This is a genomic window from Streptacidiphilus pinicola, assembly GCF_003258295.1.
In the GTDB taxonomy this organism is placed as follows: Bacteria; Actinomycetota; Actinomycetes; order Streptomycetales; family Streptomycetaceae; genus Streptacidiphilus; species Streptacidiphilus pinicola.
The window spans coordinates 95,110-120,629 of record NZ_QKYN01000037.1 but is presented as its reverse complement, the minus strand read 5'-3'; the positions used below and the strand labels follow the sequence as shown (position 1 = coordinate 120,629).

General features: G+C 72.2%; 20 protein-coding genes. 10 read left to right on the top strand and 10 right to left on the bottom strand.

All coding sequences use genetic code 11. The features are described from left to right. Positions 1-4: 4 nt before the first annotated feature. Complete coding sequence (locus DN069_RS09845; RefSeq protein WP_111500501.1) at positions 5-2,458, bottom strand: GcvT family protein; 2,454 nt, start codon at positions 2,456-2,458, stop codon at positions 5-7. 235 nt (positions 2,459-2,693) lie between these two features. Here DN069_RS09845 and DN069_RS09840 point away from each other — a divergent pair, with 235 nt between their 5' ends. Both DN069_RS09840 and DN069_RS09835 read left to right on the top strand, forming a co-directional pair. Next, on the top strand, positions 2,694-4,190 hold the full coding sequence (locus DN069_RS09840) for an aldehyde dehydrogenase family protein (protein WP_111500500.1): 1,497 nt from the start codon (positions 2,694-2,696) through the stop codon (positions 4,188-4,190). Between the two features lie 25 nt (positions 4,191-4,215). Further along, positions 4,216-5,754, top strand: coding sequence for an APC family permease (locus DN069_RS09835; protein ID WP_111500499.1), 1,539 nt, complete (start codon positions 4,216-4,218; stop codon positions 5,752-5,754). A 134-nt stretch (positions 5,755-5,888) separates the two neighbouring features. Here the strand turns inward: DN069_RS09835 and DN069_RS09830 are convergent, their stop codons facing one another. Further along, entirely contained in the window at positions 5,889-6,677 is a 789-nt protein-coding gene (locus tag DN069_RS09830; protein ID WP_207892109.1) for an IclR family transcriptional regulator, read from the bottom strand. A 120-nt stretch (positions 6,678-6,797) separates the two neighbouring features. On the opposite strand from DN069_RS09830, the gene DN069_RS09825 reads away from it, so the two are divergent. Together DN069_RS09825 and DN069_RS09820 are read left to right on the top strand one after the other, a co-directional pair. Further along, positions 6,798-7,118 (top strand): bifunctional 3-phenylpropionate/cinnamic acid dioxygenase ferredoxin subunit, encoded by a 321-nt coding sequence (locus tag DN069_RS09825; protein ID WP_111500498.1) that lies wholly within the window; start codon positions 6,798-6,800, stop codon positions 7,116-7,118. Further along, on the top strand, positions 7,115-8,302 hold the full coding sequence (locus DN069_RS09820; RefSeq protein ID WP_111500497.1) for an NAD(P)/FAD-dependent oxidoreductase: 1,188 nt from the start codon (positions 7,115-7,117) through the stop codon (positions 8,300-8,302). Before DN069_RS09825 ends, DN069_RS09820 begins: the two co-directional genes overlap by 4 nt. A gap of 46 nt (positions 8,303-8,348) precedes the next feature. Here the strand turns inward: DN069_RS09820 and DN069_RS09815 are convergent, their stop codons facing one another. Further along, positions 8,349-9,074 carry a Type 1 glutamine amidotransferase-like domain-containing protein gene (locus DN069_RS09815; RefSeq protein ID WP_111500496.1) on the bottom strand — a complete coding sequence of 242 codons (726 nt, stop codon included), beginning with the start codon at positions 9,072-9,074 and terminating at the stop codon, positions 8,349-8,351. Positions 9,075-9,176: 102 nt separating this feature from the next. Further along, positions 9,177-10,835 carry a choline dehydrogenase gene (gene betA, locus DN069_RS09810; RefSeq protein WP_111500495.1) on the bottom strand — a complete coding sequence of 553 codons (1,659 nt, stop codon included), beginning with the start codon at positions 10,833-10,835 and terminating at the stop codon, positions 9,177-9,179. 228 nt (positions 10,836-11,063) lie between these two features. On the opposite strand from betA, the gene DN069_RS09805 reads away from it, so the two are divergent. Genes DN069_RS09805 through DN069_RS09790 form a run of 4 tightly spaced genes read left to right on the top strand, consistent with a single transcriptional unit; the run spans position 11,064 to position 16,096 of the window. Continuing rightward, on the top strand, positions 11,064-12,284 hold the full coding sequence (locus DN069_RS09805; RefSeq protein ID WP_111500494.1) for a sarcosine oxidase subunit beta family protein: 1,221 nt from the start codon (positions 11,064-11,066) through the stop codon (positions 12,282-12,284). A gap of 41 nt (positions 12,285-12,325) precedes the next feature. After that, on the top strand, positions 12,326-12,619 hold the full coding sequence (locus tag DN069_RS09800; protein ID WP_111500493.1) for a sarcosine oxidase subunit delta: 294 nt from the start codon (positions 12,326-12,328) through the stop codon (positions 12,617-12,619). Next, positions 12,616-15,474 (top strand): FAD-dependent oxidoreductase, encoded by a 2,859-nt coding sequence (locus DN069_RS09795; protein ID WP_111500492.1) that lies wholly within the window; start codon positions 12,616-12,618, stop codon positions 15,472-15,474. Before DN069_RS09800 ends, DN069_RS09795 begins: the two co-directional genes overlap by 4 nt. Continuing rightward, a complete protein-coding gene (locus DN069_RS09790; RefSeq protein WP_111500491.1) occupies positions 15,464-16,096 on the top strand; it encodes a sarcosine oxidase subunit gamma in 633 nt (210 codons plus the stop codon). Before DN069_RS09795 ends, DN069_RS09790 begins: the two co-directional genes overlap by 11 nt. Before the next feature lie 7 nt (positions 16,097-16,103). Here DN069_RS09790 and DN069_RS09785 read toward each other — a convergent pair whose 3' ends face one another. Next, a complete protein-coding gene (locus tag DN069_RS09785; RefSeq protein WP_111500490.1) occupies positions 16,104-16,841 on the bottom strand; it encodes a VOC family protein in 738 nt (245 codons plus the stop codon). A 41-nt stretch (positions 16,842-16,882) separates the two neighbouring features. Then, the gene (locus DN069_RS09780; protein WP_111500489.1) at positions 16,883-17,521 is read right to left on the bottom strand and encodes a dihydrofolate reductase family protein; all 639 of its coding nucleotides are present in this window, start codon (positions 17,519-17,521) and stop codon (positions 16,883-16,885) included. A 180-nt stretch (positions 17,522-17,701) separates the two neighbouring features. On the opposite strand from DN069_RS09780, the gene DN069_RS09775 reads away from it, so the two are divergent. After that, on the top strand, positions 17,702-18,739 hold the full coding sequence (locus tag DN069_RS09775) for a LacI family DNA-binding transcriptional regulator (RefSeq protein ID WP_111500488.1): 1,038 nt from the start codon (positions 17,702-17,704) through the stop codon (positions 18,737-18,739). Here the strand turns inward: DN069_RS09775 and DN069_RS09770 are convergent. The 3 genes from DN069_RS09770 to DN069_RS09760 all read right to left on the bottom strand — a co-directional run bounded on the left by DN069_RS09770 (position 18,723) and on the right by DN069_RS09760 (position 22,261). Beyond that, positions 18,723-19,433, bottom strand: a complete 711-nt coding sequence (locus DN069_RS09770) for a sulfite exporter TauE/SafE family protein (RefSeq protein WP_111500487.1) — start codon at positions 19,431-19,433, stop codon at positions 18,723-18,725. The genes DN069_RS09775 and DN069_RS09770 overlap by 17 nt on opposite strands. Continuing rightward, positions 19,430-20,869, bottom strand: coding sequence for an amidohydrolase family protein (locus tag DN069_RS09765; protein WP_111500486.1), 1,440 nt, complete (start codon positions 20,867-20,869; stop codon positions 19,430-19,432). Before DN069_RS09765 ends, DN069_RS09770 begins: the two co-directional genes overlap by 4 nt. Positions 20,870-20,935: 66 nt before the next feature. Then, positions 20,936-22,261 (bottom strand): uracil-xanthine permease family protein, encoded by a 1,326-nt coding sequence (locus DN069_RS09760; protein WP_111500485.1) that lies wholly within the window; start codon positions 22,259-22,261, stop codon positions 20,936-20,938. Positions 22,262-22,877: 616 nt separating this feature from the next. Here DN069_RS09760 and DN069_RS09755 point away from each other — a divergent pair. After that, complete coding sequence (locus DN069_RS09755) at positions 22,878-24,227, top strand: ricin-type beta-trefoil lectin domain protein (RefSeq protein ID WP_111500484.1); 1,350 nt, start codon at positions 22,878-22,880, stop codon at positions 24,225-24,227. A gap of 62 nt (positions 24,228-24,289) precedes the next feature. Here DN069_RS09755 and DN069_RS09750 read toward each other — a convergent pair whose 3' ends face one another. Further along, positions 24,290-25,468 (bottom strand): ferritin-like domain-containing protein, encoded by a 1,179-nt coding sequence (locus DN069_RS09750; RefSeq protein ID WP_111500483.1) that lies wholly within the window; start codon positions 25,466-25,468, stop codon positions 24,290-24,292. Positions 25,469-25,520: the final 52 nt, after the last annotated feature.

Below are 25,520 nucleotides of genomic sequence, written 5' to 3'. Positions count from 1 at the left end.
CCTTCTAGGCGCGGATGCGGGCCATGCCCGGATCGAACAGCGGTTCCTGCGCGACGACCGCCGGGAGCAGCTCGCCGAAGTACTCGACGCCCACCCGCGTGCCGGGCGCGGTCAGTGGCGCCGGGAGCCAGGCGTAGGCGATGGACCGGCCGATCGTGTAGCCGAAGGCCGCGCTGGTGACGTACCCGACGGACGCGCCGTCCTCGGCGCGCACCGGTTCCTTGCCCATCACCACCGCGTGCGGGTCGTCCAGCAGCAGTGGGACGAGCCGCCGCGCGGCCGTCGCCTCGCTCAGGCCGACGAGTGCGTCGCGGCCGAGGAAGTCGCCCTTGTCCATCCGGACCGCGAAGCCCAGCCCGGCCTCGTACGGGTTGTGCTCCGCCGTCAGGTCGGTGCCCCAGGAGCGGTAGCCCTTCTCCAGCCGCAGGCTGTTGAACGCGCTGCGCCCGGCGGCCACCACGCCCAGCCGCTGCCCGGCCTGCCACAGGGTGTCCCACAGGCGCTGCCCGGCGTCGGCCGTGGTGTACAGCTCCCAGCCCAGCTCGCCGACGTAGGACAGCCGCATCGCGGTGACCGGCACGTTGCCGACGTACGCCTGCTTGGCCTTGAAGTAGCCGAAGCCGCGGTGCGAGAAGTCGGCGTCCGTCAGCGGCTGCACCAGCTCGCGGGCGAGCGGGCCCCAGACGCCGACGCAGCAGGTGCCGCCGGTGACGTCACGGATCTGGACGGGGGAGCCGGCCGGCAGATGGCGGATCAGCCAGTCCCGGTCGAGGTTGCCGTTGGCGCCGACCTGGAAGCGGTCCGGGCCGAGCCGCGCCACCGTCAGGTCGCTGCGCACCCCGCCCGACTCGTCCAGGAGCAGCGTGTAGGTGACGGCGCCCACCGGCTTGTCGAGCTGGTTGGTGGTCAGGAACTGCAGGAAGTGCAGGGAACCCGGGCCGGAGACCTCCAGCCGCTTGAGCGGCGTCATGTCGTACAGCGCGACCCGCGCGCGGGTCGCCAGCGCCTCGGCCCCGGCGATCGGGGACCAGTACCGCGACGCCCAGGCGCCCCGGCCGGGGATCTCCGCCGTCTCCGCGAGCAGTGCCGCGTTGGCCTCGAACCAGTGCGGCCGTTCCCAGCCGGTGGCCTCCAGGAAGACCGCGCCCAACTCCCGCTGCCGGGTGTGGAAGGGGCTGACCCGTAGCCGGCGCGGCTCCTCCATCGGTTGCAGCGGGTGGACGATGTCGTAGACCTCGACGAAGTTCCGGCAGCTGCGCGTGTGCACGTAGTCCGGCGCGAGCTGGACCTGCTCGAAGCGGTTCAGGTCGCACTCGTGCAGGTCGGTCGCGGCGCGTCCGTCGACCAGCCACTGCGCCATCGCCCGTGCCACGCCGGCCGAGTGGGTCACCCAGACCGCCTCCGCGACCCAGAAGCCGCGCAGCTCGGGCGCCTCGCCCAGCAGCGGGAACCCGTCGGCGGTGAAGGAGAAGACGCCGTTGAAGCCCTCCTCGACCTTGGTGGCGGACAGCGAGGGCAGCAGGGTGCGGGCGTCGAGCCAGGACGGCTCGAAGTCCTGCTCGGTGAAGGGCAGCATCGACGGCATCGCCGGGCCGCCGGGCGCGGCGACCTCGGCCAGGTCGACGGGCAGCGGGCGGTGCGCGTAGGAGCCGATGCCGATCCGGTCCACGTGCTCGCGGAAGTAGAGGTCGCGGTCCTGGTGCCGCAGGATCGGCTTGGAGGCCTCGGAGAGCTCGGAGTTGTGCCCGGCCAGGGCCGCGAGGGGCGTGGTCCGCGCGTACTGGTGCGCCATCGGCACCAGCGGCACGGTCAGCCCGGCCAGTGCACCCAGCTTCGGCCCCCAGAACCCGGCGCAGGAGACCACGATGTCGGCGGGGAAGGAACCGTGCTCGGTGCTCACCGCGGTGACCCGTCCGCCGCTCGACTCGATCCCGGTCACCGCGTGGTGGCCGAGGAAGCGGGCGCCGCGCCCGATCGCCAGACGGGCCTGGGCCTCGGCCGCGCGCAGCGACTTGGCCAACCCGTCGTCGGGCGTGTGCAGGCCCGCGAGAACCTGCCCGCGCTCCAGCAGTGGGTGCAGTTCCACGCAGCGGTCCGCGTCGACGAGTTCGGCGCGCACGCCCCAGGCGGCGGCGTAGCCGTGCTTGCGCTTCAGCTCCTCGACGCGCTCCGGGGTGGTCGCCACCTCCAGGCCGCCGACCTGGCGGAAGCACCACCGGCCGTCGAGGGTCAGCGCCGTGTACTTGTCGACGGTGTAGTGGGCGAACTCGGTCATCGTCTTCGAGGCGTTGGTCTGGAAGACGAGACCGGGCGCGTGGGAGCTGGAGCCGCCGGTGGCGAACAGCGGTCCCTGGTCGAGCACGGTGACGTCGGTCCAGCCGCGAGCGGTGAGTTCCTCCGCCAAGGCGCAGCCCACGATCCCGGCGCCGACGATCACGACTTTCGGATGAGCGGTCAAGTGATCCGTCCCCTCGGGGAGTTGGGAGATCCACCCTGACTGTTGCCTATGACGCAATGAGATGCGCGATGTGAAACAGAGTCGGTTCCCGGGGTGTGGCTGTCAAGACTCCGGGGCCCGGTCAGCCCCCTTGACACCCTCTTTGCGCCACTTCCATACTCGGCGGCACGTTGCGAATGAAGGTTGATGTTTCACATCACGCAACATCGCGCACCATGCGAGGAGGCGGCTGTTCATGCAGCCCGTGGTTCGCCCCACTTCCCTGTTCATCGACGGCACCTGGACCGCGGCGGCGGACGGGAGCCGACGGACCGTCACCAACCCGTACGACGCGAGCGATCTGGCCACCGTCGCGGAGGCGTCGGCCGACGACGTGGACCGCGCGGTCCGTGCCGCCCGCGCCGCGTTCGACGCCGGCACCTGGGCTCAGGCACCGGCCGCCCGCCGCGCCACCGTGCTGACCGCCACCGCCGACGCGCTGCAGCAGCACCGCGAGGAACTGGCCCGGCTGGAGACCCTCGACACGGGCAAGACCCTGGCCGAGAGCCGCTACGACATCGACGACTCCACCGCCGTGCTGCGCTACTACGCCGCCCTGGTCGCCACCGAGGCCGGCCGCACCGTCGACACCGGCCGCCCGGACGCCGTCAGCCGCGTCGTCCACGAGCCCGTCGGGGTCTGCGCGTTGATCACCCCGTGGAACTACCCGCTGCTCCAGATCACCTGGAAACTCGCCCCGGCGCTGGCGGCCGGCAACACCGTCGTCGCCAAGCCGAGCGAGGTCACCCCGCTCACCACCGTCCGCCTCTTCGAACTGCTGCAGGGGCCGTTGGACGCGGCGGGCGCGCCGGCCGGCACGGCCAACCTCGTCCTCGGCGGGGGCGCGGTCGGCGCGGCGCTGGCCGAGCACCCGGCTGTCGACCTGGTCTCCTTCACCGGCGGCCTGGCCACCGGACGGTCCGTCATGCGCGCGGCCGCCGAGACCGTCAAGAAGGTCGCGCTGGAACTCGGCGGCAAGAACCCCAACATCGTCTTCGCGGACACGGACCTCGACACGGCCGTCGACTACGCGCTCACCGCCGCCTTCCTCCACTCCGGCCAGGTCTGCTCCGCCGGCTCCCGGCTGCTGCTGCAGCGGGGCCGTCACGAGGAGTTCGTCGCGGAGCTGGCCCGCCGCGCCGACCGGATCCGCCTCGGCGACGGCCTGGCGAAGGGCACCGAGTGCGGCCCCCTGGTCTCCGCCGAGCACCGGGCCAAGGTGGAGCGCCACCTCGAGGGCGCGCTCGCGGAGGGCGCCGTGGTGCGGGCGGGCGGGGCCCGTCCGGCTGAACCCGAGCTCCAGGCCGGGTACTTCCTGCGCCCCACGGTCCTTTCCGGCTGCCACCCCGGCATGGCCGTGGTCCGCGAGGAGGTCTTCGGCCCCGTGCTGACCGTCGAGCTCTTCGACGAGGAGGACGAGGCCGTCGCCCTCGCCAACGACACTCCCTACGGCCTGGCCGGCGCCGTGTGGACGCAGGACGCCGCGCGCGCGGAACGCGTCGCGCAGCGACTGCGGCTGGGCACCGTCTGGATCAACGACTACCACCCCTATGTGCCGCAGGCCGAGTGGGGCGGTTTCAAGCAGTCCGGCACCGGCCGCGAACTCGGCCCCTCCGGTCTGCGCGAGTACCAGGAGACCAAGCACGTCTGGCGCACGCTCGACCCCGCACCTCAACACTGGTTCGCCGACTGACCCACTCGCCGCCCCGGGAGCGCCCATGAGCATCTCAGGAAAGACCGCCGGCCCCAGACAACCGGGCGACGGCGGACCACCGGCCCCGGACACCCACGACCTGGCCCGCTTCGGCTACCGGCAGGAACTGGAGCGCTCCCTCGGGTCCTTCTCCAGCTTCGCCGCCGGCTTCAGCTACATCTCCATCATGACCGGCGTCTTCCAGCTCTTCGGCTTCGGCTTCGGCGCGGGCGGCCCGGCCTTCATCTGGTCCTGGCCGCTGGTCTTCCTCGGCCAGCTCGCCGTCGCCCTCTGCTTCGCCGAGATGGCTGGTCAGTTCCCGCTGGCCGGCGGCGTCTACCAATGGTCCAAGCAGATCGCCCGCCCGGTCACCTCGTGGATGTCCGGCTGGATCATGGCCATCGGCGCGGTCGTCACCGCCGCGGCCGTGGCCGTCGCCTACCAGGTGATCCTGCCCCAGGTGTCGCTCGCCTTCGAGATCGTGGGCGGATCGGCCGACGCCGGGCAGACCGCGACGCCGAACGGCGCGAAGAACGCAATCCTGCTGGCGCTGGGTCTGGTGGTGTTCACCACGATCGTCAACATGGTCGGTGTCCGGCTGATGGCGAAGATCAACAACTTCGGGGTGGCGGTCGAGCTCATCGGCGTCACCCTGCTGATCGTCATGCTCGCCGTCCACATCCACCGCGGCCCCCAGGTCGTGCTGAAGACGGCCGGCACCGGGGCGGGGCACTCCTGGGGTTACCTCGGCGCCTTCCTGGTCGCCTCCATCATGAGCGCCTACGTCTTCTACGGCTTCGACACGGCAGGCTCCCTCGCCGAGGAGACCAGGGAACCGCGCCGGCACGCCCCCCGCGCCATCATCCGCGCGCTGAGCGCGGCGTTCCTCGCCGGCGGACTGCTGATGCTGATCGGGATGATGGCCGTCGGCAACATCAACGCCCAGGAGCTGGGCACGCTCGGGATGCCGTACCTGATCAAGTCCACCCTCGGCACGGGGCTCGGCGACGCCTTCCTGGTCTGCTCGGCCATCGCCATCACGGTCTGCTGCCTCGCCGTCCAGACGGCCGCGATCCGGCTGCTGTTCGCCATGGCCCGCGACGGCAGGCTGCCGTTCGGCAAGGCCATCGCCAAGGTCTCCCCGCGCTCCAAGACGCCGGTGGTACCGGCGCTGATCACGGGTGTGCTGACGATCGCGCTACTGCTGGTCAACATCGGCAACCAGCGAGTCTTCTACATCCTCACCTCGGTCGCCATCATCCTCTTCTACATCCCGTACCTGATGGTCACCGGCCCGATGCTGCTGCGCCGCCTGCGCGGCGAGTGGCCACGCCCGGACCACGGCCCGTACTTCAACCTCGGCCGCTGGGGCACGCCGGTCAACGCCATCGCCGTCCTCTACGGCGCCGCCATGACCGTCAACCTGGCATGGCCGCGCGCGGCGGTCTACGGGAACGACCACTGGTACTACCAGTGGGGGGCGATCGTCTTCACGGCGGTGATCACCGCCGTGGGGCTCGGCCTGTACCTGCGCTATCGCAGAAGGGACGTGGCAACTTCCTAGGGGCGTGAGGCTCCGCTGATGTGCGGCTCCGCCGCGTGGGCGCGACAATCCCCCAGCCTTCGGCCGGGGGTGCCCCCAAGGGTGGTTTCTCGTGCCCAAGCGGCGGAGCCGCACATCGGCAGAACCCCGGGCCCCTAGGGGGTCGCTCCCCGAACGTAACCCAGCCGGGCGGAGACCTCCGCCGCCGCCTCCCGGACCGCCTTGGCCACCTCTGCCAAGCGGGGCTTGGCGAGGCGGAAGGAGGGGCCGGAGGCGCTGATCGCGGCGACGACCTGGCCGTTGTGGGCGAAGACCGGCGCCGCGACGGCGTTCAGGCCGGTCTCCAACTCCTCCACGGTGGAGGCGTATCCGTCCCGGCGGGCCGCTTCCAGCTGCCGGCGCAGGCGCGCCGGGTCGGTGACGGTCTGTGCCGTGAAGCGTTCCAGCGGCGCGGCGAGCCGCGCCGCCAGGGCGGGCTCGGGGAGGTGGGCGAGCAGCACCTTGCCGCTGGATGTCGCGTGCAGTGGCGTCCGCTGGCCGACCCAGTTGTGGGTCGTGATGGCCGAAGGCCCGAGCGCCTGCTCGATGTTGACCGCGGCGTCCACGTCGAGGATCGCCACGTTGATGGTCTCGGCGACCTCCGCCGCCAGTCGCTCGCAGACCGGACGGCTCTGCTGGGACAGATCCAGCCGCACCGTCGCCGCGCCGGCGAGACGCACCAGGCCGAGGCCGAGGCGGTACTTGCCGCGCTCGCCGGGCTGCTCGACCAACCCGCGCAGCTCCAGCGCCGCGACCAGCCGGAACGCCGTGGACTTGTGCACGCCGAGCTCGGCCGCGATCTCGGTGACGCCGGCCTCGCCGCGCGCGGCCAGCAGTTCGAGGATCGTGACCGCGCGGTCCACGGACTGCACGGGGGACTCGCCGGGCTGCACACCGTTGCTCATGGCGCAACAGTATGCCTCTGTGCGTGGCTTGCCGACCTCTTGACAGTACTTCAGCCCGAGGAAACCATGTTGCGTATACCGCATCCAGTTGCGTGATACGCGACACTCTGGAGGCTCCGAGTGATCACGGTCTGCCGCATCGAAGATCTGCCCCCGGGCGAGGCCCTGCGCGTGACGGAAGGCGTTCCCGCGCCCGTCGCCGTCTTCAACGCCGACGGGGTTCTCTACGCCGTGGACGACACCTGCACCCACCAGGACGCCTCGCTGGCGGACGGCTGGCTCGAAGGCTGCCTGGTCGAATGCCCGCTGCACGCGAGCTCCTTCGACCTGCGCACCGGCCGGCCGACCTGCCCGCCCGCGAAGGCCGCTCTGCGCACCCACCACGTCGAGGTCGTGGACGGCCTCGTGCTGCTCCACGTCAACGTCGGTGAGCCCGCGTGAGGAGCGTCCTGGTCGTCGGGGCGTCGCTCGCGGGACTCGGCGCCGTGCGGGCGCTGCGCGAGGAGGGCTACGAGGGGGCGATCACGGTCGTGGGGGAGGAGCGCCACCTGCCCTACGACCGTCCGCCGCTCTCCAAGCAGTTCCTGACGGGCGAGTACGACGCAGCCGCCCTCGCGCTGGGCGACGCCGAGGAGTACCAGGACCTCGACGCCGACTGGCTGCTCGGCGCACGAGCGGTCCGACTCGCCCCGGCCGCACGGACGGTGACGCTCGCCGACGGACGGGACCTGCGGGCCGACGCCGTCGTGATCGCGACCGGGGCCACCGCGCGGACCCTGCCGGGTGCCCGGGGGCTCGCCGGCGTGCACACCCTGCGCACGCTGCACGACGCCGAGGCGCTGCGTGCCGAGCTCACCACCGGTCGACCCGCGGTCGCCGTCGTGGGCGCCGGGTTCATCGGCGCGGAGGTGGCGTCCTCCGCGCGCTCCCTGGGGCTCGACGTCACCGTGATCGAGGCCGCCCAGGCACCGCTGGAGCGGGCGCTCGGGCGGGAGATGGGACTCGTCTGCGCCTCGTTCCACGCGGACCACGGCGTCCGGCTGCTGTGCGGGGCGGGTGTCGCCGGCCTGGAGGGGGTCGGTCGCGTCACCGGCGTGCGGCTGGCGGACGGCCGCGTCGTCCCCGCCGATGTCGTCGTGGTCGGCGTCGGAGCCCGCCCGGCGACGGACTGGCTCGACGGGTCCGGGCTCCAGGTCGACGACGGCGTCCTCTGCGACGCGGGCTGCGCGACGGACATCCCCCAGGTGGTGGCGGTCGGCGACGTCGCCCGCTGCCTCGACCTGTTCACCGGCGGCCACACCCGAGTCGAGCACTGGACCAGCGCCACCGACCAGCCCCGCACTGCCGTGCGCACCCTGCTGACCGGCGTCTCCGCGCCGGCACCCGCCGCCGCGCCGTACTTCTGGTCCGACCAGTACCGCCACCGCATCCAGTTCGCCGGCCACCTCCGGCCCGGCGACGAGCCCCAGCTCGTCGAGGGCGACCTGGAGAGCCGCTCCTTCGCCGCCGTCTACCGGCGCGAGGGCCGCGCCGTCGCCGTGCTGGCGGTGGACCAGGCCAAGGCCTTCGTCCGCATGCGCCGCACCCTTAGGGCCTGCGTCGTTGCCCTTCCCCGCCCCGCCTGACCGGAGGAAGCCACGCCGTGACGGTCGAAGCCCCCAAGCCCACGCCCTACAGGGCGAACTCCTCGCCGGAGCGGTAGGCGCGCAGCGTGACGTCTCCGTGCGCGCCCTCCGCCCGCACCAGGTGCACGCGGCCCAGGCCGGAGACACGGGCGCGCCCGCCGTCCACCGTGAGCAGGGTGTTCTCGTCGATCGCCACGCCGGACGGCGCCGCGCCCAGGGCGACGGCCTCGATCAGGCGCGGCAGCGTGCCCCACTGGGCGGCGTGGACGTCGACGGTGAACGGCACGAGGCCGAGGCCCGGCCGTACGTCGAGCTCGTCCAGGTCCTCGGCGGTGTCCTCCGGGCAGATCGCGGTGCCCCGCGAGCGCCAGCCGCCGACCAGTGCCGCGCTCGCGGCGACGACGGCCCCGGCCGAGAAGCCCGCGTACGGCAGACCCCGCTCGGCCAGCCGGGCGGACACGTCGGCGAGGACCGGTGCCAGCGCCTCCTGGTAGGCGGGGGTCAGCCCGCCGCAGACCAGTAGCGCGTCGACGCCGTCCAGCGCGGCCGGATCGAACGTGCCGCCCAGCGGCACCAGGACCGGGACCGGCCGGCACGGAGCCGCCTTCCGCAGTGCGGTCTCGAAGCGCGCGACGTACTCGGCGCCGTCGCCCTCGTCGATCACCAGACAGGCCACCACCGGCTCCGGGCCGCCCGCCGCCGCGAGGAAGGGCCCGTAGACCAGTTCCGCCGCCGTGTCGTCCCAGCCGCCACCGATCAGATACGTGTTCACGCGCGGACGCTAGCAAGCCGCGGACCTCGCAGGCCACAGGAATTCCAGGGCCCCGCACTCCGAAGCGTCGGAGTGCGGGGCCCACGGGTCCCTGAGGCGGGATCAGACCGCCTTGCGGTGGCGGTAGAACTCCGCGTGGTCCGCGTCCAGCGGGGTGTTCCCGAGGATGAGGTCCGCGGACTTCTCCGCGAGCATCATGACCGGCGCGTAGATGTTGCCGTTGGTCACGTACGGCATCGCCGAGGCGTCCACCACGTGCAGGCCCTCCAGGCCGTGGACCTGCATGGTGGCCGGATCCACGACGGACAGCTCGTCCGTGCCCATCTTGCAGGTGCAGGAGGGGTGCAGGGCGGTCTCGCCGTCGCGGGCGACCCAGTCGAGGACCTGCTCGTCGCTCTCCACCGACGGGCCGGGGGAGATCTCGCCGTCGCTGAACGGGGCGAGCGCGTCCTGGGCCAGGATCGAGCGGGTGACCCGGATGGCCTCCACCCACTCGCGGCGGTCCTGCTCCGTCGAGAGGTAGTTGAAGCGCAGCGCCGGATGGACCCGCGGGTCACGCGACTTGATCTTCACCGACCCGCGCGCGTCGGAGTACATCGGGCCGATGTGTACCTGGTACCCGTGTCCACCCGCCGGGGCGGAGCCGTCGTAGCGGACGGCGATCGGGAGGAAGTGGAACATCAGGTTGGGGTAGGCCACGTCCTCGTTGCTGCGGACGAAGCCGCCGCCCTCGAAGTGGTTGGTGGCACCGGGCCCACTGCGCAGGAAGAGCCACTGGGCGCCGATGAACGGGCGCCGCCACATCTTCAGCTGCGGCTGCACCGAGACGGGCTGCTTGCAGGCGTGCTGGACGTAGACCTCCAGATGGTCCTGGAGGTTCTCGCCGACACCCGGCAGGTGGTGCACCGGGTCGATGCCCAGCGCGGCCAGCTCGTCCGCGTTGCCGACACCCGAGAGCTGGAGCAGCTGCGGGGAGTTGATCGACCCGCCGGACAGGATGACCTTGCCCGCACGGACCTGCTGCGGCGCGCCGCCGCGCGGGCTGTACTCGACGCCGACGGCGCGCTTGCCCTCGAAGAGGATCCGGGTCACCAGCGCCCGCGTCCGTACCTCGAGGTTGGGCCGGCTCTTGACGGGGTGCAGGTAGGCACGCGCCGCGCTGAGCCGCCGTCCGCGGCGCAGGTTGCGGTCGAACGGCGCGAAGCCCTCCTGCCGGTAGCCGTTGACGTCGTCCGTCAGCGGATAGCCGGCCTGCTGCACGGCCTCGAAGAAGGCGCCGAACAGGGGGTTGGTGGCAGGTCCGCGCTCCATCGCCAGCGGGCCGTCGTGCCCGCGCCAGCCGGTGCCGGGGTCGGCGAGGCAGTTCTCCATCTTCCTGAAGTAGGGGAGGCAGTGGGCGTAGTCCCAGCTCTTCATCCCCGGATCGGCGCCCCAGCGCTCGTAGTCGAGCGGGTTGCCGCGTTGGAAGATCATGCCGTTGATGCTGCTGGACCCGCCCAGCACCTTGCCGCGGGCGTGGTAGATGCGCCGGTCGTGCATGAACGGTTCCGGCTCGGACTCGTACTTCCAGTCGTAGAAGCGGCTCCCGATGGGGAAGGTGAGCGCCGCCGGCATGTGGATGAAGACGTCCCAGGGATAGTCGGGACGGCCGGCCTCCAGGACCAGCACCCGGTTGCCCGGATCCGCGCTCAGGCGGGCGGCGAGCGCGCAACCCGCCGATCCTCCACCGACGATGACGAAGTCGTAGTTCTGCAAGGTCATGGGGTTCCTGCCGTATCTCTCGGCAACCGTGACGTCAACGGCGAGTTCCATCAAGTGAAACGCAGACCGTATGGCGCAACAGTCTCGGGCCGCTCCGAGGGGCCGTCAAGAGAGTCCGTCGCGGAACAACCCCCACGCACTGTTGTGGGTTACGCAACGCCGTGCGTAATCTGAAACAAGTTCGCCGCCTGCCTCCGCACGTCAGTCACGTCAGGGAGGAACCCGCCGATGCCCGACCAGCTGCCGGAGCACCCCGACTGGCTCTGGCGCACACCCGATCCCAAGCCGTCCTACGACGTCGTCGTGGTGGGCGCCGGCGGCCACGGCCTGGCCACCGCCCACTACCTGGCCCGCAACCACGGCATCACCAACGTCGCCGTCCTGGAACGCGGTTGGCTCGCCGGCGGGAACATGGCCCGCAACACCACCATCATCCGGTCCAACTACCTGTGCGAGGAGAGCGCGGCGATCTACGAGCACGCCCTCAAGCTCTGGGAGGGCCTGCCCGAAGAGCTGGAGTACGACTTCCTCTTCAGCCAGCGCGGCGTGCTCAACCTCGCCCACACCCTCCAGGACGTGCGCGAGGGCCGGCGCCGCGTGGGCGCCAACCGGCTCGGCGGCGTCGACGCCGAGTGGCTCGACCCCGACGAGGTCCGCGCCTTCTGTCCCATCGTCAACACCTCGCCCGACGTGCGCCATCCCGTGCTCGGCGCGACCCTCCAGCCACGCGCCGGGATCGCCAAGCACGACCACGTCGCCTGGGCCCTGGCCCGCAAGGCCGACTCCCACGGCGTCGACCTGATCCAGAACTGCGAGGTCACCGGCTTCGTCCGGGACAGCCACGGCGCGGTTGTCGGCGTCGAGACCAGCCGCGGCCGGATCGCCGCCGGCCGGGTCGCCCTCGCCGCCGCCGGGCACACCAGCACCCTCACCGACCTGCTCGGCCTGCGCCTGCCGCTGCAGAGCCACCCGCTGCAGGCCCTCGTCTCCGAGCTGCTGGAGCCCGTGCACCCGACCGTGGTGATGTCCAACCACGTGCACGTCTACGTGAGCCAGGCACACAAGGGCGAGCTGGTCATGGGCGCCGGCATCGACTCCTACAACGGCTACGGCCAGCGCGGCTCCTTCCACCAGATCGAGCATCAGATGGCCGCCGCGCTCGAACTGTTCCCGATCTTCGCCCGCGCCCACGTGCTGCGCACCTGGGGCGGGATCGTCGACGTCACCCCCGACGCCTCGCCGATCATCGGACCGACGCCGGTCGAGAACCTCTACCTCAACTGCGGCTGGGGCACCGGCGGCTTCAAGGCGACACCCGCCTCGGGCTGGGTCTACGCCGACACCATCGCCCACGGACGCCCCCACCCGCTGGCCGCGCCCTTCGGCCTGGAGCGGTTCACCACCGGCGCGCTGATCGACGAGCACGGCGCCGCCGCCGTCGCGCACTGACACCCCACTCACACGCCACGGACACCCTTACGGGAGGACGCATGCTGCTCATCGCCTGCCCCTGGTGCGGGGAGCGCGACGAGACCGAGTACCACTACGGCGGCCAGGCCCACGTCGCCCACCCCGCCGACCCCGCGGCACTGACCGACGCCGAGTGGGGCGAGTACCTCTTCGTCCGCGCCAACCCCAAGGGCGACTTCGCGGAGCGCTGGTTGCACAGCGCCGGCTGCCGCCGCTGGTTCAACGTGGTCCGGCACACCGTCACCCACGACATCACGGCCGTCTACCCGGCCGGGCAGGCACGTCCCGACGCGCACACCGAGGTGACCGCATGAGCAACCGCCTGCCCACGGGCGGCCGGGTGGACCGCTCCGCGCCGCTGCGCTTCACCTTCGACGGCGTCGAGTACACCGGACTGCGCGGCGACACCCTCGCCTCCGCGCTGCTCGCCAACGGCGTCCTCACCGTCGGCCCGAGCCTGTACCGGGAGCGGCCGCGCGGCATCGTCACCGCCGGGGTCGACGACCCGCACGCGCTCGTGCAGCTGGAGCGCCCGCACAGCGAGCCGATGCAGCTCGCCACCACCGTCGAGCTGTGCGACGGGCTCGCCGCCATCAGCCTGCAGGGCCGCGGACGGCTCGACGAGGCACCCGACGAGGCCAGGTACGACAAGAGCTACCTCCACTCCGACGTCCTCGTGGTCGGCGGGGGACCGGCCGGGCTTGCCGCGGCCCTGACGGCCGGACGCTCCGGCGCGCGGGTCGTCCTGGTCGACGACCAGCCAGAGCTCGGCGGCGCGCTGCTCGGCGGCGGTCGCGAGGCGATCGACGGGCGACCCGCCCTGACCTGGGTGGCCGAGGTCCGCGCCGAACTGGACGCACAGCCGGAGACACGGGTGCTGACCCGGGCCACGGCGATCGGCTACCACGACCAGAACTACGTGCTCGTCGCCGAACGCCGCCCCGACCTGCCGGGAGGCGGTGGACGGCTGTGGCACTTCCGGGCCCGCCAGGTCGTCCTGGCCACCGGCGCGCACGAACGCCCACTGGTCTTCGCGGGCAACGACCGACCCGGCGTCATGTCGGCCGCCGCCGTCCGCTCCTACCTGAACCGCCACGCCGTCCTCCCCGGCCGACGCGCCGTGGTGTTCACCACCGGGGACAGCGCCTACGCCACCGCACTGGAGCTGGCGGCCGCCGGCGCCGCGGTCCCGGCCCTGGTCGACACGCGACCCGAGCCGCCCGCGGCCCTCGTCGAGGCCGCCGGCGCCGCCGGGATCGAGGTGCTGACGGGTTCCGTCGTGGTCGGCACCGAGGGCGAGGCGCGCCTCACCGGCGTGCGGATCTCCGCGCTCGCCGACGACGGGTCCGAACTCACGGGCCCCGTCCGGGAGCTGGCGTGCGACCTGCTCGCCGTCTGCGGGGGCTGGAGCCCAGCGGTGCACCTGTGGAGCATGTCCCGCGGCACCGTCCGCTACGACGAGCAGCTCGCCGCCTTCGTCCCCGACAGTGCGGCCCAGGCCGTGCGCGCCGTCGGCTCCGGCCGCGGCCGACACGACCTCGCCGGCTGCCTGAGCGAAGGCCTCACCGCCGGGGCCGAAGCGGCGACCGCCGCCGGATTCCCCGTCACCGCCCCCGTCGTGCCCTCATGCTCGGGCGACGAGCAGCCCGCGCCGCCGCGCCCCGTCTGGCTCGTCCCCGGCGAGGAGGGCGACCCGTCGACCTGGCGCGACCACTTCGTCGACGCCCAGCGCGACGCGACCGTCGCCGACGTGCACCGCGCGATCCGGGCCGGGATGCGCTCGGTCGAACACATCAAGCGGTACACGACCATCGGCACCGCCCACGACCAGGGCAAGTCCTGCGGTGTCGCCGCCATCGGCGTCATCGCCCAGCTGCTCGGCGCGCGCTCGCCCGGCGACGTCGGCACCACCACCTACCGAGGACCCTACGTCCCGGTCTCCTTCGCCCTGCTCGCCGGACGCGAGCGCGGGCCGCTCTTCGACCCCGTGCGGACCACGCCCGTCCACCCCTGGCACGTCCGGCGCGGCGCCGTGTTCGAGAACGTCGGCCAGTGGCAGCGCCCTCACTACTACCCGCGCCCCGGCGAGGACATGGACACGGCCGTGTGGCGCGAGTGCCGCGCGGCCCGCGAGGGCGTCGCCATGATGGACGCCTCCACCCTCGGCAAGATCGACGTGGTCGGCCCGGACGCCGGGGTGTTCCTCGACCGCCTCTACACCAACGGCTTCGCCAAGCTGCCGGTCGGCTCCGCCCGCTACGGCGTCATGTGCCGCGCCGACGGCATGGTCTTCGACGACGGCGTCACCGTGCGCCTCGCCCCCGAGCACTACTACCTCACCACGACCACCGGCAACGCCGCCGCCGTCCTGGACTGGATGGAGGAGTGGCTGCAGACCGAGTGGCCCGAGCTGCGGGTGCGCTGCACCTCCGTCACCGAGCAGTGGACCACCGTGGCAGTCGTCGGCCCCCGCTCCCGCGAGGTCCTCGCCGCACTCGCGCCCGGGCTGGATGTCTCGAACGAGGCATTCCCGTTCATGACGGTCCGTCATACAGAGCTGGCCAACGGCGTCCCGGCCCGGATCTGCCGCATCTCCTTCTCCGGCGAGCTGGCCTACGAGATCAATGTGGCGAGCTGGTACGGCCTCGCGGTCTGGGAGGCCGTCCTCGCCTACGGCGCCCACGCCGGGATCACCCCCTACGGCACCGAGACCATGCACGTGCTGCGCGCCGAGAAGGGCTACCCCATCGTCGGCCAGGACACCGACGGCACGGTCACCCCCCAGGACCTCGGCATGGCGTGGATCGTCGCCCGGCACAAGGACTTCGTCGGCAAGCGCTCCTTCGACCGGCCCGACACCTCCCGCGCCGACCGCAAGCACCTGGTCGGCCTGCTGCCCGTCGACCGCTCTGAACTGCTCCCGGAGGGCGCCCAGTTGGTGGCCCCGGGCGCCGACCTCGCCGCCGTCCCCGTCGACCCTCTCGGCCACGTCACCTCCAGCTACCGCAGCGCCGCCCTCGGCCGCACCTTCGCCCTCGCCCTGGTGCGCGGCGGCCGCGACCGCATCGGCGACACGGTGCTCGCGCCGCTGGCGGACGGCCGCACGATCACCGCGACCATCACCGAACCCGTCCTCTTCGACCCGAAGGGAACACGCCGTGACGGCTGACAGCCTCGCCGCGGACAACCGCGCCGTTGACCGCCTGGCCCACCTGCGGCGCAGCCCGCTCGGCGGCCTCGCCGACCGACTCGCCGCCGGCTCCGCCCCCGGCCCGCGGGGCGTGCGGCTGCGCGAGATCCCCTACCTCGCGCAGCTCAACCTCCGCCTCGACCCGATCGGCCCCGCGGCCCGCCGCGTCGCCGAGGCCCTCGGCACACCCCTGCCCGACCGCACGGCCTCGGTGACCGTGACCGGCGCGCTCCGGGTCCTCTGGCTCGGACCGGACGAGTGGCTCGTTGTCGGCCCGGACGGCACCGCCCCCGGCGTCGAACAGACACTCCGTCAGGTCCTCGGCGACGAACCCGGCTCGCTCGTCGACCTCTCCGCCAACCGCACCACCCTGGAACTCTCCGGTCCTTCCGCCCGTGCCGTCCTGGAACACGGCTGCTCCCTCGATCTCCACCCCCGCGCCTTCGGCCCCGGCCACTGCGCCCAGACGACGGTCTCCAAGGTCCAGGTCATCCTCGACCAGACGGACGCCGAACCGACCTACCGCCTGCTGGTCCGCGCCTCCTTCGCCCGGTACCTGGCGGATTGGCTGCTCGACGCGATGTCGGAGTCCACGCCGTGACGCAGGGTCAGGCAGGAGTGAGGAGACAGAACTCGTTGCCCTCCGGATCGGCCAGCACCGTCCAGGCGAGGGCGGACTGGTCGATGCCCGGGTCGGTCGCGCCCAGGGCGCGGAGTCGCGCCTCCTCCGCCGCCATGTCGTCGCCGCGGTACGGCCGGACGTCGAGGTGGACCCGGTTCCACACGGTCTTGGTGTCGGGGGTGCGGATGAACTCCAGGTAGGGGCCCACACCTTGGGCGGAGCGCAGGCTCGCGAAGTCGTCGGCGACCTCGTGCACCTTCCAGTCCGTCGCCTCGCTCCAGAAGCGGGCCATCGCCCGCGGATCAGTGCAGTCGACGATGACCGCGGCGACGGGTCCGGTGTCCCGGTAGACCTCGCGCGGTTCCAGGACGCAGAACTCGTTGCCCTCCGGGTCGGCCAGGACCGCCCACGGGACGTCGCCCTGACCGACGTCGACGGGGGTCGCGCCCAGATCCCTCAGGCGGGCGACCCACTCCGCCTGATGGGCGGGCGAGGTGGTGGCCAGATCGAGGTGCACCCGGTTCTTGACCGTCTTGGGTTCCGGGGAGACGACGAGGTCGATGCAGACGGCGGAGGGGTCGGGGTAGGTGAAGCCCACGGGTTCGAGGTTGGTCACACCCGGCGCCTCACTGCCGAGACCCCAACCCAGTGCCTCCGCCCAGAACCGCCCGAGCGCGGCGTCGTCCCGGGCCTTCATGTTGATCTGAACGAGTCGTGTCGCCATGCCGCAGATCCTAGAACGGCATGCCCGTCACGGACCCGTGGTCACCTCGGCGTGTTGGACCCCTCGGACGAGACGGCGAACGCGCCGTACGAGGGCAGACCGGTCGGGCGGTAGGTGTGGACGGCGACGCCGGTCGTGGTGAACCGCGTGTCCACCCGCTCCAGTGCCGTCGGCACGGCGCCCTCGCCGAACAGGCGCTTGCCGTGGCCCAGGACCAGCGGGTACACCCACAGCCGGTACTCGTCGACGAGGCGGTGCCGGATCAGGGTCTGCGCCAGCCCGTGGCTGCCGTGGACCTGCAGGTCGCCACCGGGCCGCTCCTTGAGCTCCCGGATCCGCGCGACGACGTCGTCACGGATGATCGTGGTCCCGGACCAGTCCGCCTCCGTGAGCCTGGTGGAGACCACGAACTTCGGGCGGCCGTTCAGCGCCGCCGCGACGGCATCGTCCGGGTCGGTGACCTTGGGCCAGAACCCGGCGAAGATCTCGTAGGTGCCGCGGCCGAGCAGGAAGGCGTCGGCGTCGGCGAACTGCTCGGCGACGATCTCGCCCATCCGCTCGTCGGCGAACGGGACCAGCCAGCCGCCGTCCCGGAAACCGCCGCTCGGGTCCTCCTCCGGGCCGCCGGGCCCCTGCATGACACCGTCGAGCGTGACGAAGGTGGTGAGAGTGAGCTTCATGAGAACCTCCGTAAGAACCTGCGACGGCCTCGCGCCGCCGCTCTGTCCTCACGACGAACGGCGACGCCCGAAATCGACACCCGGCCACCACGATCTTCGGCGTCCGACTCGACGAGGGCGAACGATGCGGGAGACTGGTGGGCGCCACCAGGGAAAGCCCGACCCGAGCAAGGAGCCAGCGTGCGACCGTCTCCCTCGCCTGCAGGGCAGCGACCGCCGACCATCGCGGACGTCGCGGCGGCCGCGGGCGTCTCCCGGACGACGGTCTCGCACGCCCTCAACGGCCTGGGCAAGGTCGACCCGAAGACCCGCGAGCGCGTTCGGCGGGTCGCCGCCGAGCTCGGCTACCGTCCGAACCTGCGGGCCCAGCGGCTGCGCCAGGGGCGGGCACTCTCCCTCGCGCTCGCCTCGTCCATGCCGCTCGCCGTGGCAGGAGGCCCCTCCCGGCTCGGCTTCTACATGGAGGTCGCCGCCGCGGCGGCGGAGCGGGCCCTCACCCACGGCTACGCGCTGGTGCTGGTTCCGCCGGTCACCTCCGGCGCGGGCCTGGAGTCCGTGGACGTGGACGGTGCCATCGTCGTCGAGCCCGCGGCCGACGACCCGGTCGTGACCAGGCTGCGCGCATGGTCGCTGCCCTACGTGGTGCTCGGCGGCCCGCCGGACGACGGGCTCTGGGTGGACCTGCAGGACCGGCGGGTCGCCGAGCTGCTGGTGCGGCACCTGCGCGAGCGGGGCGCCCGCCGGCCGGCGCTCATCACCGGATCCAGCCCGCGGCACGCCTCACTGGAGGCGCAGAGCGTGTTCCGGCAGGACGCCGCCGACCACGGACAGGCGCCGGTCATCGCCACCGCCGGGGAGGCCGGCGGCGAGCAGGCCGGCTACGACTGCTGCGCCGCCCTGCTGACCGAGCACCCCGACGTGGACGCGGTGTGCGTCCTGGTCGACGCGCTGGCGGCCGGCGCCGTGCGCGCGATCCACGACAGCGGCCGCAGCGTCCCGGCCGACATCATGGTCGCCACCCGCTACGACGGGCTGCGCGCCCGCACCTGCGAGCCGCCGCTGACGGCCGTGGACCTTCACCTGGAGCGGGCCGCGACCGACGCCGTCGAGCTGCTGCTGGCCCAACTGGGCGGCGAGGCCGCCCCGTCGGGCCGGCAGCTGCCGGAACCCCGCGTGGTGCCCAGGGCCTCGACGGCCCGGATCACGTCCCGACCATGAGCACCAGGCCGGACACCAGCGCGAAAGCGAGGACGAAGGTCCGCATCCGGCGGGCGTCCACCCGCCGGTGGACCAGGCGGCTCAGCGCCGCCCCGGCGGCGAGGGCGGGCAGGAACAGCAGGGCCGGCCACAGCTGGCCAGGGTGTCCGCGTCCGGTGGCGAACAGCAGCCCCAGTGACGCGAGTTCGCCGACCAGGAAGCACGCGGCCACGGTCGAGCGCAGCTCCTGCGGGGGCCGGTGCTGGTAGACCAGCGCCAGCGGCGGGCCGCCTACGCCGGTCGCGGTCTCGGTGAGGCCGGTGACCAGCCCGGCGCCCAGGTAGGCGGCTCGGCCCGGAGTGAACGAGGGGGCGACCAGGCTGACCACCGCGGCCAGGACGGTGGCCGCGCCGACGAGCAGGCCGATGCGCCGCCCCGGCACCAACCACAGCAGCGCCAGCCCGGCGGGTGTCGCCGCGAGCCGGGCCGCGATGATCCATCCCGCCCCGCGCAGATCGAGGCTGGCCCGTTCGCGCCAGGCCACGTACAGGTTCAGCGGGATCATCGCCGCGAGGAGGAAGACCGGCAGCAGTCCGGGTGCCAGCAGCCCCGCGACGGGCGCCACGATCAGCGCGAACCCGAGCCCGCCGGTTCCCTGGACGAACGCCGCCAGGGCGACCACCACCGCCAGCAGGACCGCCGCCTGGACGCTCACAGCTCCTCCAGCCCGGCTCGGGCCGTCGTCGCCTGCGCGACCGCCACACGCCGCGCTGCCGCACGATGCTCCGTCGACGTCGGATGGGCGCGGACGATCGGCGCCCGGGCGACGACCTCGCGGGCGATCCGGGCGGCGTCCGCGACGAGGGCGGGGCCGTCCCAGTCGGGCGGCCAGCCCTGCCACAACCGGAGCCGACCGGCGACGAACACGGCCCTGATCTGGTCGCGGTTGGCCAGCCGCACCAGCTCCCAGGGCAGGTCCCACGAGGGCCGCAGCTCCGGCCCGTCGATGTCCACGAGCAGGAAGTCGGCCTGGGAGCCGGTCGCGATCTGTCCGGTGACCGCGCCGAGCCCGGCGGCCTCGGCGCCCAGCCGGGTCGCATGGTCCAGCCAGGTCCATCCCGCCCCGCACGAGGAGTCCCCGGTCGCCAGGCCGTAGCTGATGCGCTGGGCGAACTCGGCCGCGCAGACCAGACGGAACGCGTCGCCACGGGTCCCGTCCGTGCCGATCCCGAACCGGATGCCCAGCTCGGCCATCGCGGTGGCGGGCGCCACGGCATTGCCCTTCCAGGCGCTGGCCACCGGGTTGTAGCTGACGGCCGTCCCGGTGTCGCGCAGCAGCATCAGCTCGCGCGGGGTCAGCAGCGTCGCGTGAGCCGCGAGCAACTGCGGTCCGAGCGCGCCCAGCTGATGGAGGTGTTCGAGGGGCCGCTCACCGCGCGCGAGCAGTGAGCGCTCCACTGAGGCCAGGTGCTCGTTGACGTGGATCTGCACGACCGCGCCGGCTTCGGCCGCCAGGCGGGCGGTGGCCTGGAGGACCCGGTCGGTCGCGGCCTCCGGGATCGGGACGGCGAGGGAGGGATGGACCAACGGGTCGTTCCGGTACCGGGCGAGGTGCTTCTCCGCGCCGGCCAGGACCTCGACCGGCGAGGAGGCACCGTCCCTGTCGGCGCAGACCAGTCCCAGCACGCAGCGGATCCCGGCGTCGCGCGTCGCCGACGCTACCGCCTCCACGTCGACCGGTGCCCGGGTGCCGGCGTCGACCACCGTCGTGAACCCGCCGCGCAACGCCTCCAGCGCGGCCAACTTCGTCGACAGGTAGGCCGATTCGACGTCGAGCGTCCCTTCGAGCGGTTCCCAGACGCGGCGGAAGATCTCCGACGGTTCGCCGAACGCGAGCGAGCCGCCGAGCTTCTGCGTGAGGTGGTGATGCGTGTCGACGAATCCGGGCATCAGCAGGCAGCCGTCGAGCCGGATCCGGCGCAGCCGCGGATACCGCTGCGCCAGCACGGCCGCCGGTCCCACCGCGCGGAACGTCGCGTCCTCGACGACGACGGCGTGGTCGCGGACCGGTCCTTCGGGCGTGAGGAGCACCTCGGGTTCCAGCAGCTGCATCCGTTCGCCCTGGAAGCAGCTCGGGTCGGGGAATCGCATCGTTCTCACTTTCGGGTGGAGAGTCCTGACGGCGGTGGCAGCGGTGCTGACCTGCTGTCAGGTCGGTCAGTGGCCGACGGGCGCCGGGGGATGGTGGACCGGGTTCGCGGCGGACGGGGAGTCGGTGTCGTCCCGGCCGAAGAGCTTCGGCCGGACATGATGGAACAGGGCGTTGAGGATCACGGCGGTGAACGCGCCCACGGCGACGCCGCTCTCCAGCAGGATCCGGACGTTCGGGGCGAGCTGGGTGTAGACGCCGGGCACGAGGATCGGCAGCAGGCCGAGCGCGAGCGCGACCGCGCAGGTGAACGCGTTGGTGTGGTCGTCCAGGTTCGCGCGCCCGAGCATCTGCACGCCGAGCACGGCGATGACGCCGTAGACCACCATCGCGCTGCCACCGACCACGGGGGCGGGGACGGCGCCGATCAGGCGGGTGACGGGGGAGAGGAGACCGACGGCGACCAGGACCAGCCCCGCGGCGACGGTGACGAAGCGTGAGCGGACGCCGGTGATGCGGACGATGCCGATGTTCTCTCCGCTGGTGACCATGAGCGGCAGTCCGAAGAAGCCGCCGAGCACCGACACGGCCGCGTCGCCGCGGATCGTGCGCGGGGCGTCCCGGCGGGCGTCGATCTGCCGGCCCACGGCCTCGCCGTTGATGACGGTCTGTCCGGTGGCCTCGGCCATCGAGGCGAGGCTGTAGACGAGCAGCGGCAGCGAGGCGAGCAGGTCGAAGCGGGGTGAGCCGAACGGCATCAGCTGGGGCGCGTGGAGCGGGCCGCCCGCGCCCAGGTGCGGCAGGTGGAGTGCGCCCATGGCGGCGGCGAGCGCCGTTCCGGCGACCAGGCCGAGCATGACGGCGAGCTGTCTCAGCACGCCTGTGCACAGCCAGTACAGGGCCACGGTGAGGCCGATCGTGGCCAGGCCGAGGACGAGGTTGCGGGGGGCCGCGAAGCCGGGGGTTCCGGGCTGGCCGGTGATCAGCAGCGCGCCGACCCTCACCAGGTTCACCCCGACGATCACGATCATCGTGCCGATGACGAGCGGTGGGAAGAACTTCAGCAGCCAGGAGAAGAGCGGAAGCACGACGAAGTAGAACGCCCCGGTCAGGATGACGGCGCCGGTGGCGGTGGGCAGGCCGTGCTGGTGGGCGATGGACAGGAAGAGCACGAGCGGCGCGCCGCCCGGCAGCATCACGAACGGCAGCTTGGCGCCGAAGCCTCGGGGGCCGAGGGACTGCAGCAGCGAGCCGATCCCCGACAGCACGAAGGCGGCTGACAGCAGGTCGACGCTGAGGTCCGGCTTCAGGCCGAGCGTGGCGCTGACCAGGAAGACGCTGGAGATGGGGGTCGCGGCCATGACGAGGACGTGTTGGACGCCGAAGAGCAGCATCCGATGGACCGGACGGCGTTCGTCGACGGGGTGCACGGCCGGGGGAACGGCGTGGGCTGCGGGGGGAAGGGACACGATCGAGCTCCGTTCGGCTCGTCCTGCACGGATGGTGCGGGCCAAATCGATTTGGCCAGGTCGCCGAGTGCATCCAGAAAAGGCGGCCAAATCGATTTGCCTGCCAGTGTGCGAACGCCGTCGGGGCCTGTCAAGGCTCAGGGCACGGGCATCGCGGCGTCGCACCAGCGGCACGGATAGCGCGGCGCAGGTGCCCGGCACCGACGAACCATCTTCCGGACGCGCATGTCCGCTATGCCGGGTGTGAGCCTTCAACGGATGTCGACAGGAGAGCGATCTCTGCCATCCGTGGATGCGGAGCCCCTCGCAGCGGCAGTGCGTATCTGACGGTTTCCCTAGGTCAAGCGGCCGAGTCCGATGGTCCAGACCACATGTGGTCAGAAGCCTTGACGCTGGGACGAGTTCAAGAGTTCAATCGTCGTGCACCCGACAGCCCCCACCTGCCTTTTCCCACCAGGCGTGTCCGGGTCTCGTCGTGCGCGCCGTCGCTCGGGCCCAGCGACGCTTCCCATCCTCCTGCCCCACCAAAGGAGTTCCTGAGATGCGATCACTTCGCGCCCTGGCTTCGGCAGTCGCGCTGCCGCTCGCCGCAGGCGGCCTGGCGCTCGGCGTGCAGCCGTCCGCGCAGGCCGCGGGTCCGGCCTTCCCCGGCTCGTTCGCCGCCCCGTACCTGCAACTCTCCTCCAGCACCGCAGGTGACATGGCGGCCGATATGAGCGCCACCGGCCTGAAGGACTACACGCTGGCGTTCCTCATCCCGCAGTCGGGCTGTACGCCGATGTGGGAAGCCGGGAACTACGCCCTCAACACCTTCAACTCCCAGATCAGTTCGCTCCAGTCGAGCGGCGGGCAGGTCATGATCTCCTCCGGCGGCGCGTCCGGCGGGGAACTGGCGCAGACCTGTACGGACGTCACGTCCCTCACCAACGCCTACGCGAACATCGTCAACAGCACCGGCGTGACCCGGCTGGACTTCGACATCGAGGGCTCCACGCTGTCCGACACCGCCGCGACCTCGCGCCGCGACCAGGCCCTGGCCGCTTTGCAGCGCCAGAACCCGAACGTGCAGGTCGACTTCACCCTGGGCGTCTCGGCCAGCGGCCTGCCGACCGGCAACGCCTCGCAGTACGCGCTGCTGCAGGACGCGCAGAGCGCGGGCGTCAACGTCTCCCTGGTCAACATCATGACCATGGACTACTACGACAACAAGCCGGTGCTCGGCGACGCCGAGTCCTCCGCGCAGGGCACGGCCAGCCAACTTGCGGGTCTGTACGGCATCTCCACCGCGGCCGCGTACGCGAAGATGGGCCTGACCCCGATCGCCGGCACCAACGACGACGGCATGGTCTTCTCCCAGTCGGACGCGCAGTCGCTGGAGAGCTTCGCGGCCTCCAACGGCATCTCCGAGCTGGCGTTCTGGGAGGTCGACGGTTACGACAAGCCGGTCGGCTACGCCTACTCGCGCATCTTCAACCAGCTCACCGGCAACACCACCCCACCGCCCGGCGGTGGCACGGGTCAGGTCACGCTGGCCTACAACGGCCTGTGCCTGGACGACCGCTCGGCCAGCACCGCCAACTTCAACCCGGTGCAGATCTACACCTGCAACGGCACGAGCGCCCAGCAGTGGACGGTGACGTCCAGCAACCAGCTCACCGTGTTGGGCAAGTGCCTGGACGTCAACGCGGCCGGTACGGCCAACGGCACGACCGTGGACCTGTACGACTGCAACGGAACCGGCGCGCAGACGTGGGTGCCGCAGTCCAACGGCGAACTGCTGAATCCGAATTCGGGCAAGTGCCTGGACGACACCGGCTGGGGCGGCTCGGGCACCCAGGCCCAGATCTGGACCTGCGCGGACAGCACCAACCAGCAGTGGAAGCTGCCCTGACGGTGCCGGTTCTCCCGGTTGCCCGCGCGGCGGCGGCCACCACCACTTGGTGACCATGGAGATCACCGGTGCAGTCCGCGCATGGTCGCGACGTCCTGCACGAGCTTGTCGCGGTCGCCGCCCGGCGGCACGTAGGCGAAACGGGGGCACAGGGTGCGCCCGGGCGCGGCCGGGTTGGGGGTGCGCATCAGGGTGATGGCCCGGATCTTCAGGGCGTACATGCCGTGGACCGCCGGCTGGAGCGTCGGACGGTCCCGGCCGGGGTCTGCGACCGGCGGGCTGGAGACCTGTCTCGGCCGGCGCGCGAAGGCGAGGTAGACGTCGTCGACCAGCTCGGAGTAGGCGAGGTCGAAGGCGTCCAGGGCGGCGGCTTCCGAGCTGCCGAGGGTGTGGAAGTTGCGGGGGACGGAGAGCGCCGGGTGGACGGCGCTGTAGTCGACGAGCAGCATCGCGCCCGCGGGTGGGTCCTCGGCCAGCTGGTCGGTGCGGAACCGGCGGCCGGTCTGGATCTCGCGGAAGCGGGCGTAGTGGGAGTACATCTGCCAGCCGGAGCCGAGCCGGTCGGCGTCCGTGACCTTCTTGGCCGGCTCGTGGAGGTACTCCTCGGGCAGGCCCTCGCCCTGGTCCAGGATCGTCCTGACGGCCTGCCGTGCCGTCTCCCGGTCCGTGACCTCGATCACGCGGCCGGCGCCTCCGTAGTAGGCGCTGCCCGGTACTTGGCGCAGCGGCTCGAAGGCGTCGTCCGGGCAGACGGTGCGGTCGCCGAGCGCGTGGTCGATCGCGTTGTAGAACTGGCCGATGGTGCGGTAGCCGCTTGAGCTGAGTGGGATGTCCGCCAGCTCGGCGGCGCCGTGCAGCGGGTGCTCGATGCGGACGAAGCCCGCCACCGCTTCGGGTGTGAGCGGCCGCAGATCGAGCTTGCCGATGCCGGAAACGAGGGGGCTCTCCAGCGGGTAGGCCGGGATCGGGCTCAGGTTCCTGCGACTCTGGAAGTCGACCGGGGCTGTGCAGGGGACCTCGCCGAGAGCATTGAGGACGTTGGCGGCGAGGGTCATGTGAAGCATCTCCTCCATGACGACGCTGCGGATCGCCACGGCCACGTCGGTGTTGTGGCCCTCCTTCAGGGAGTAGAGGGCGGTCAGGTACACGGGGATGGTGCTGAGTTCGAGGCCGATGGCGAGTTGCAGGGCGGCCTTGAGGTCCTTGAGCGTGGAGATCGGGGCGGGTGCGTCTACGGTCATTTCTCGTGCTCCTTCAGGCACGTGGTGTTCATGTGAGTGCTCCCGTGGGCTG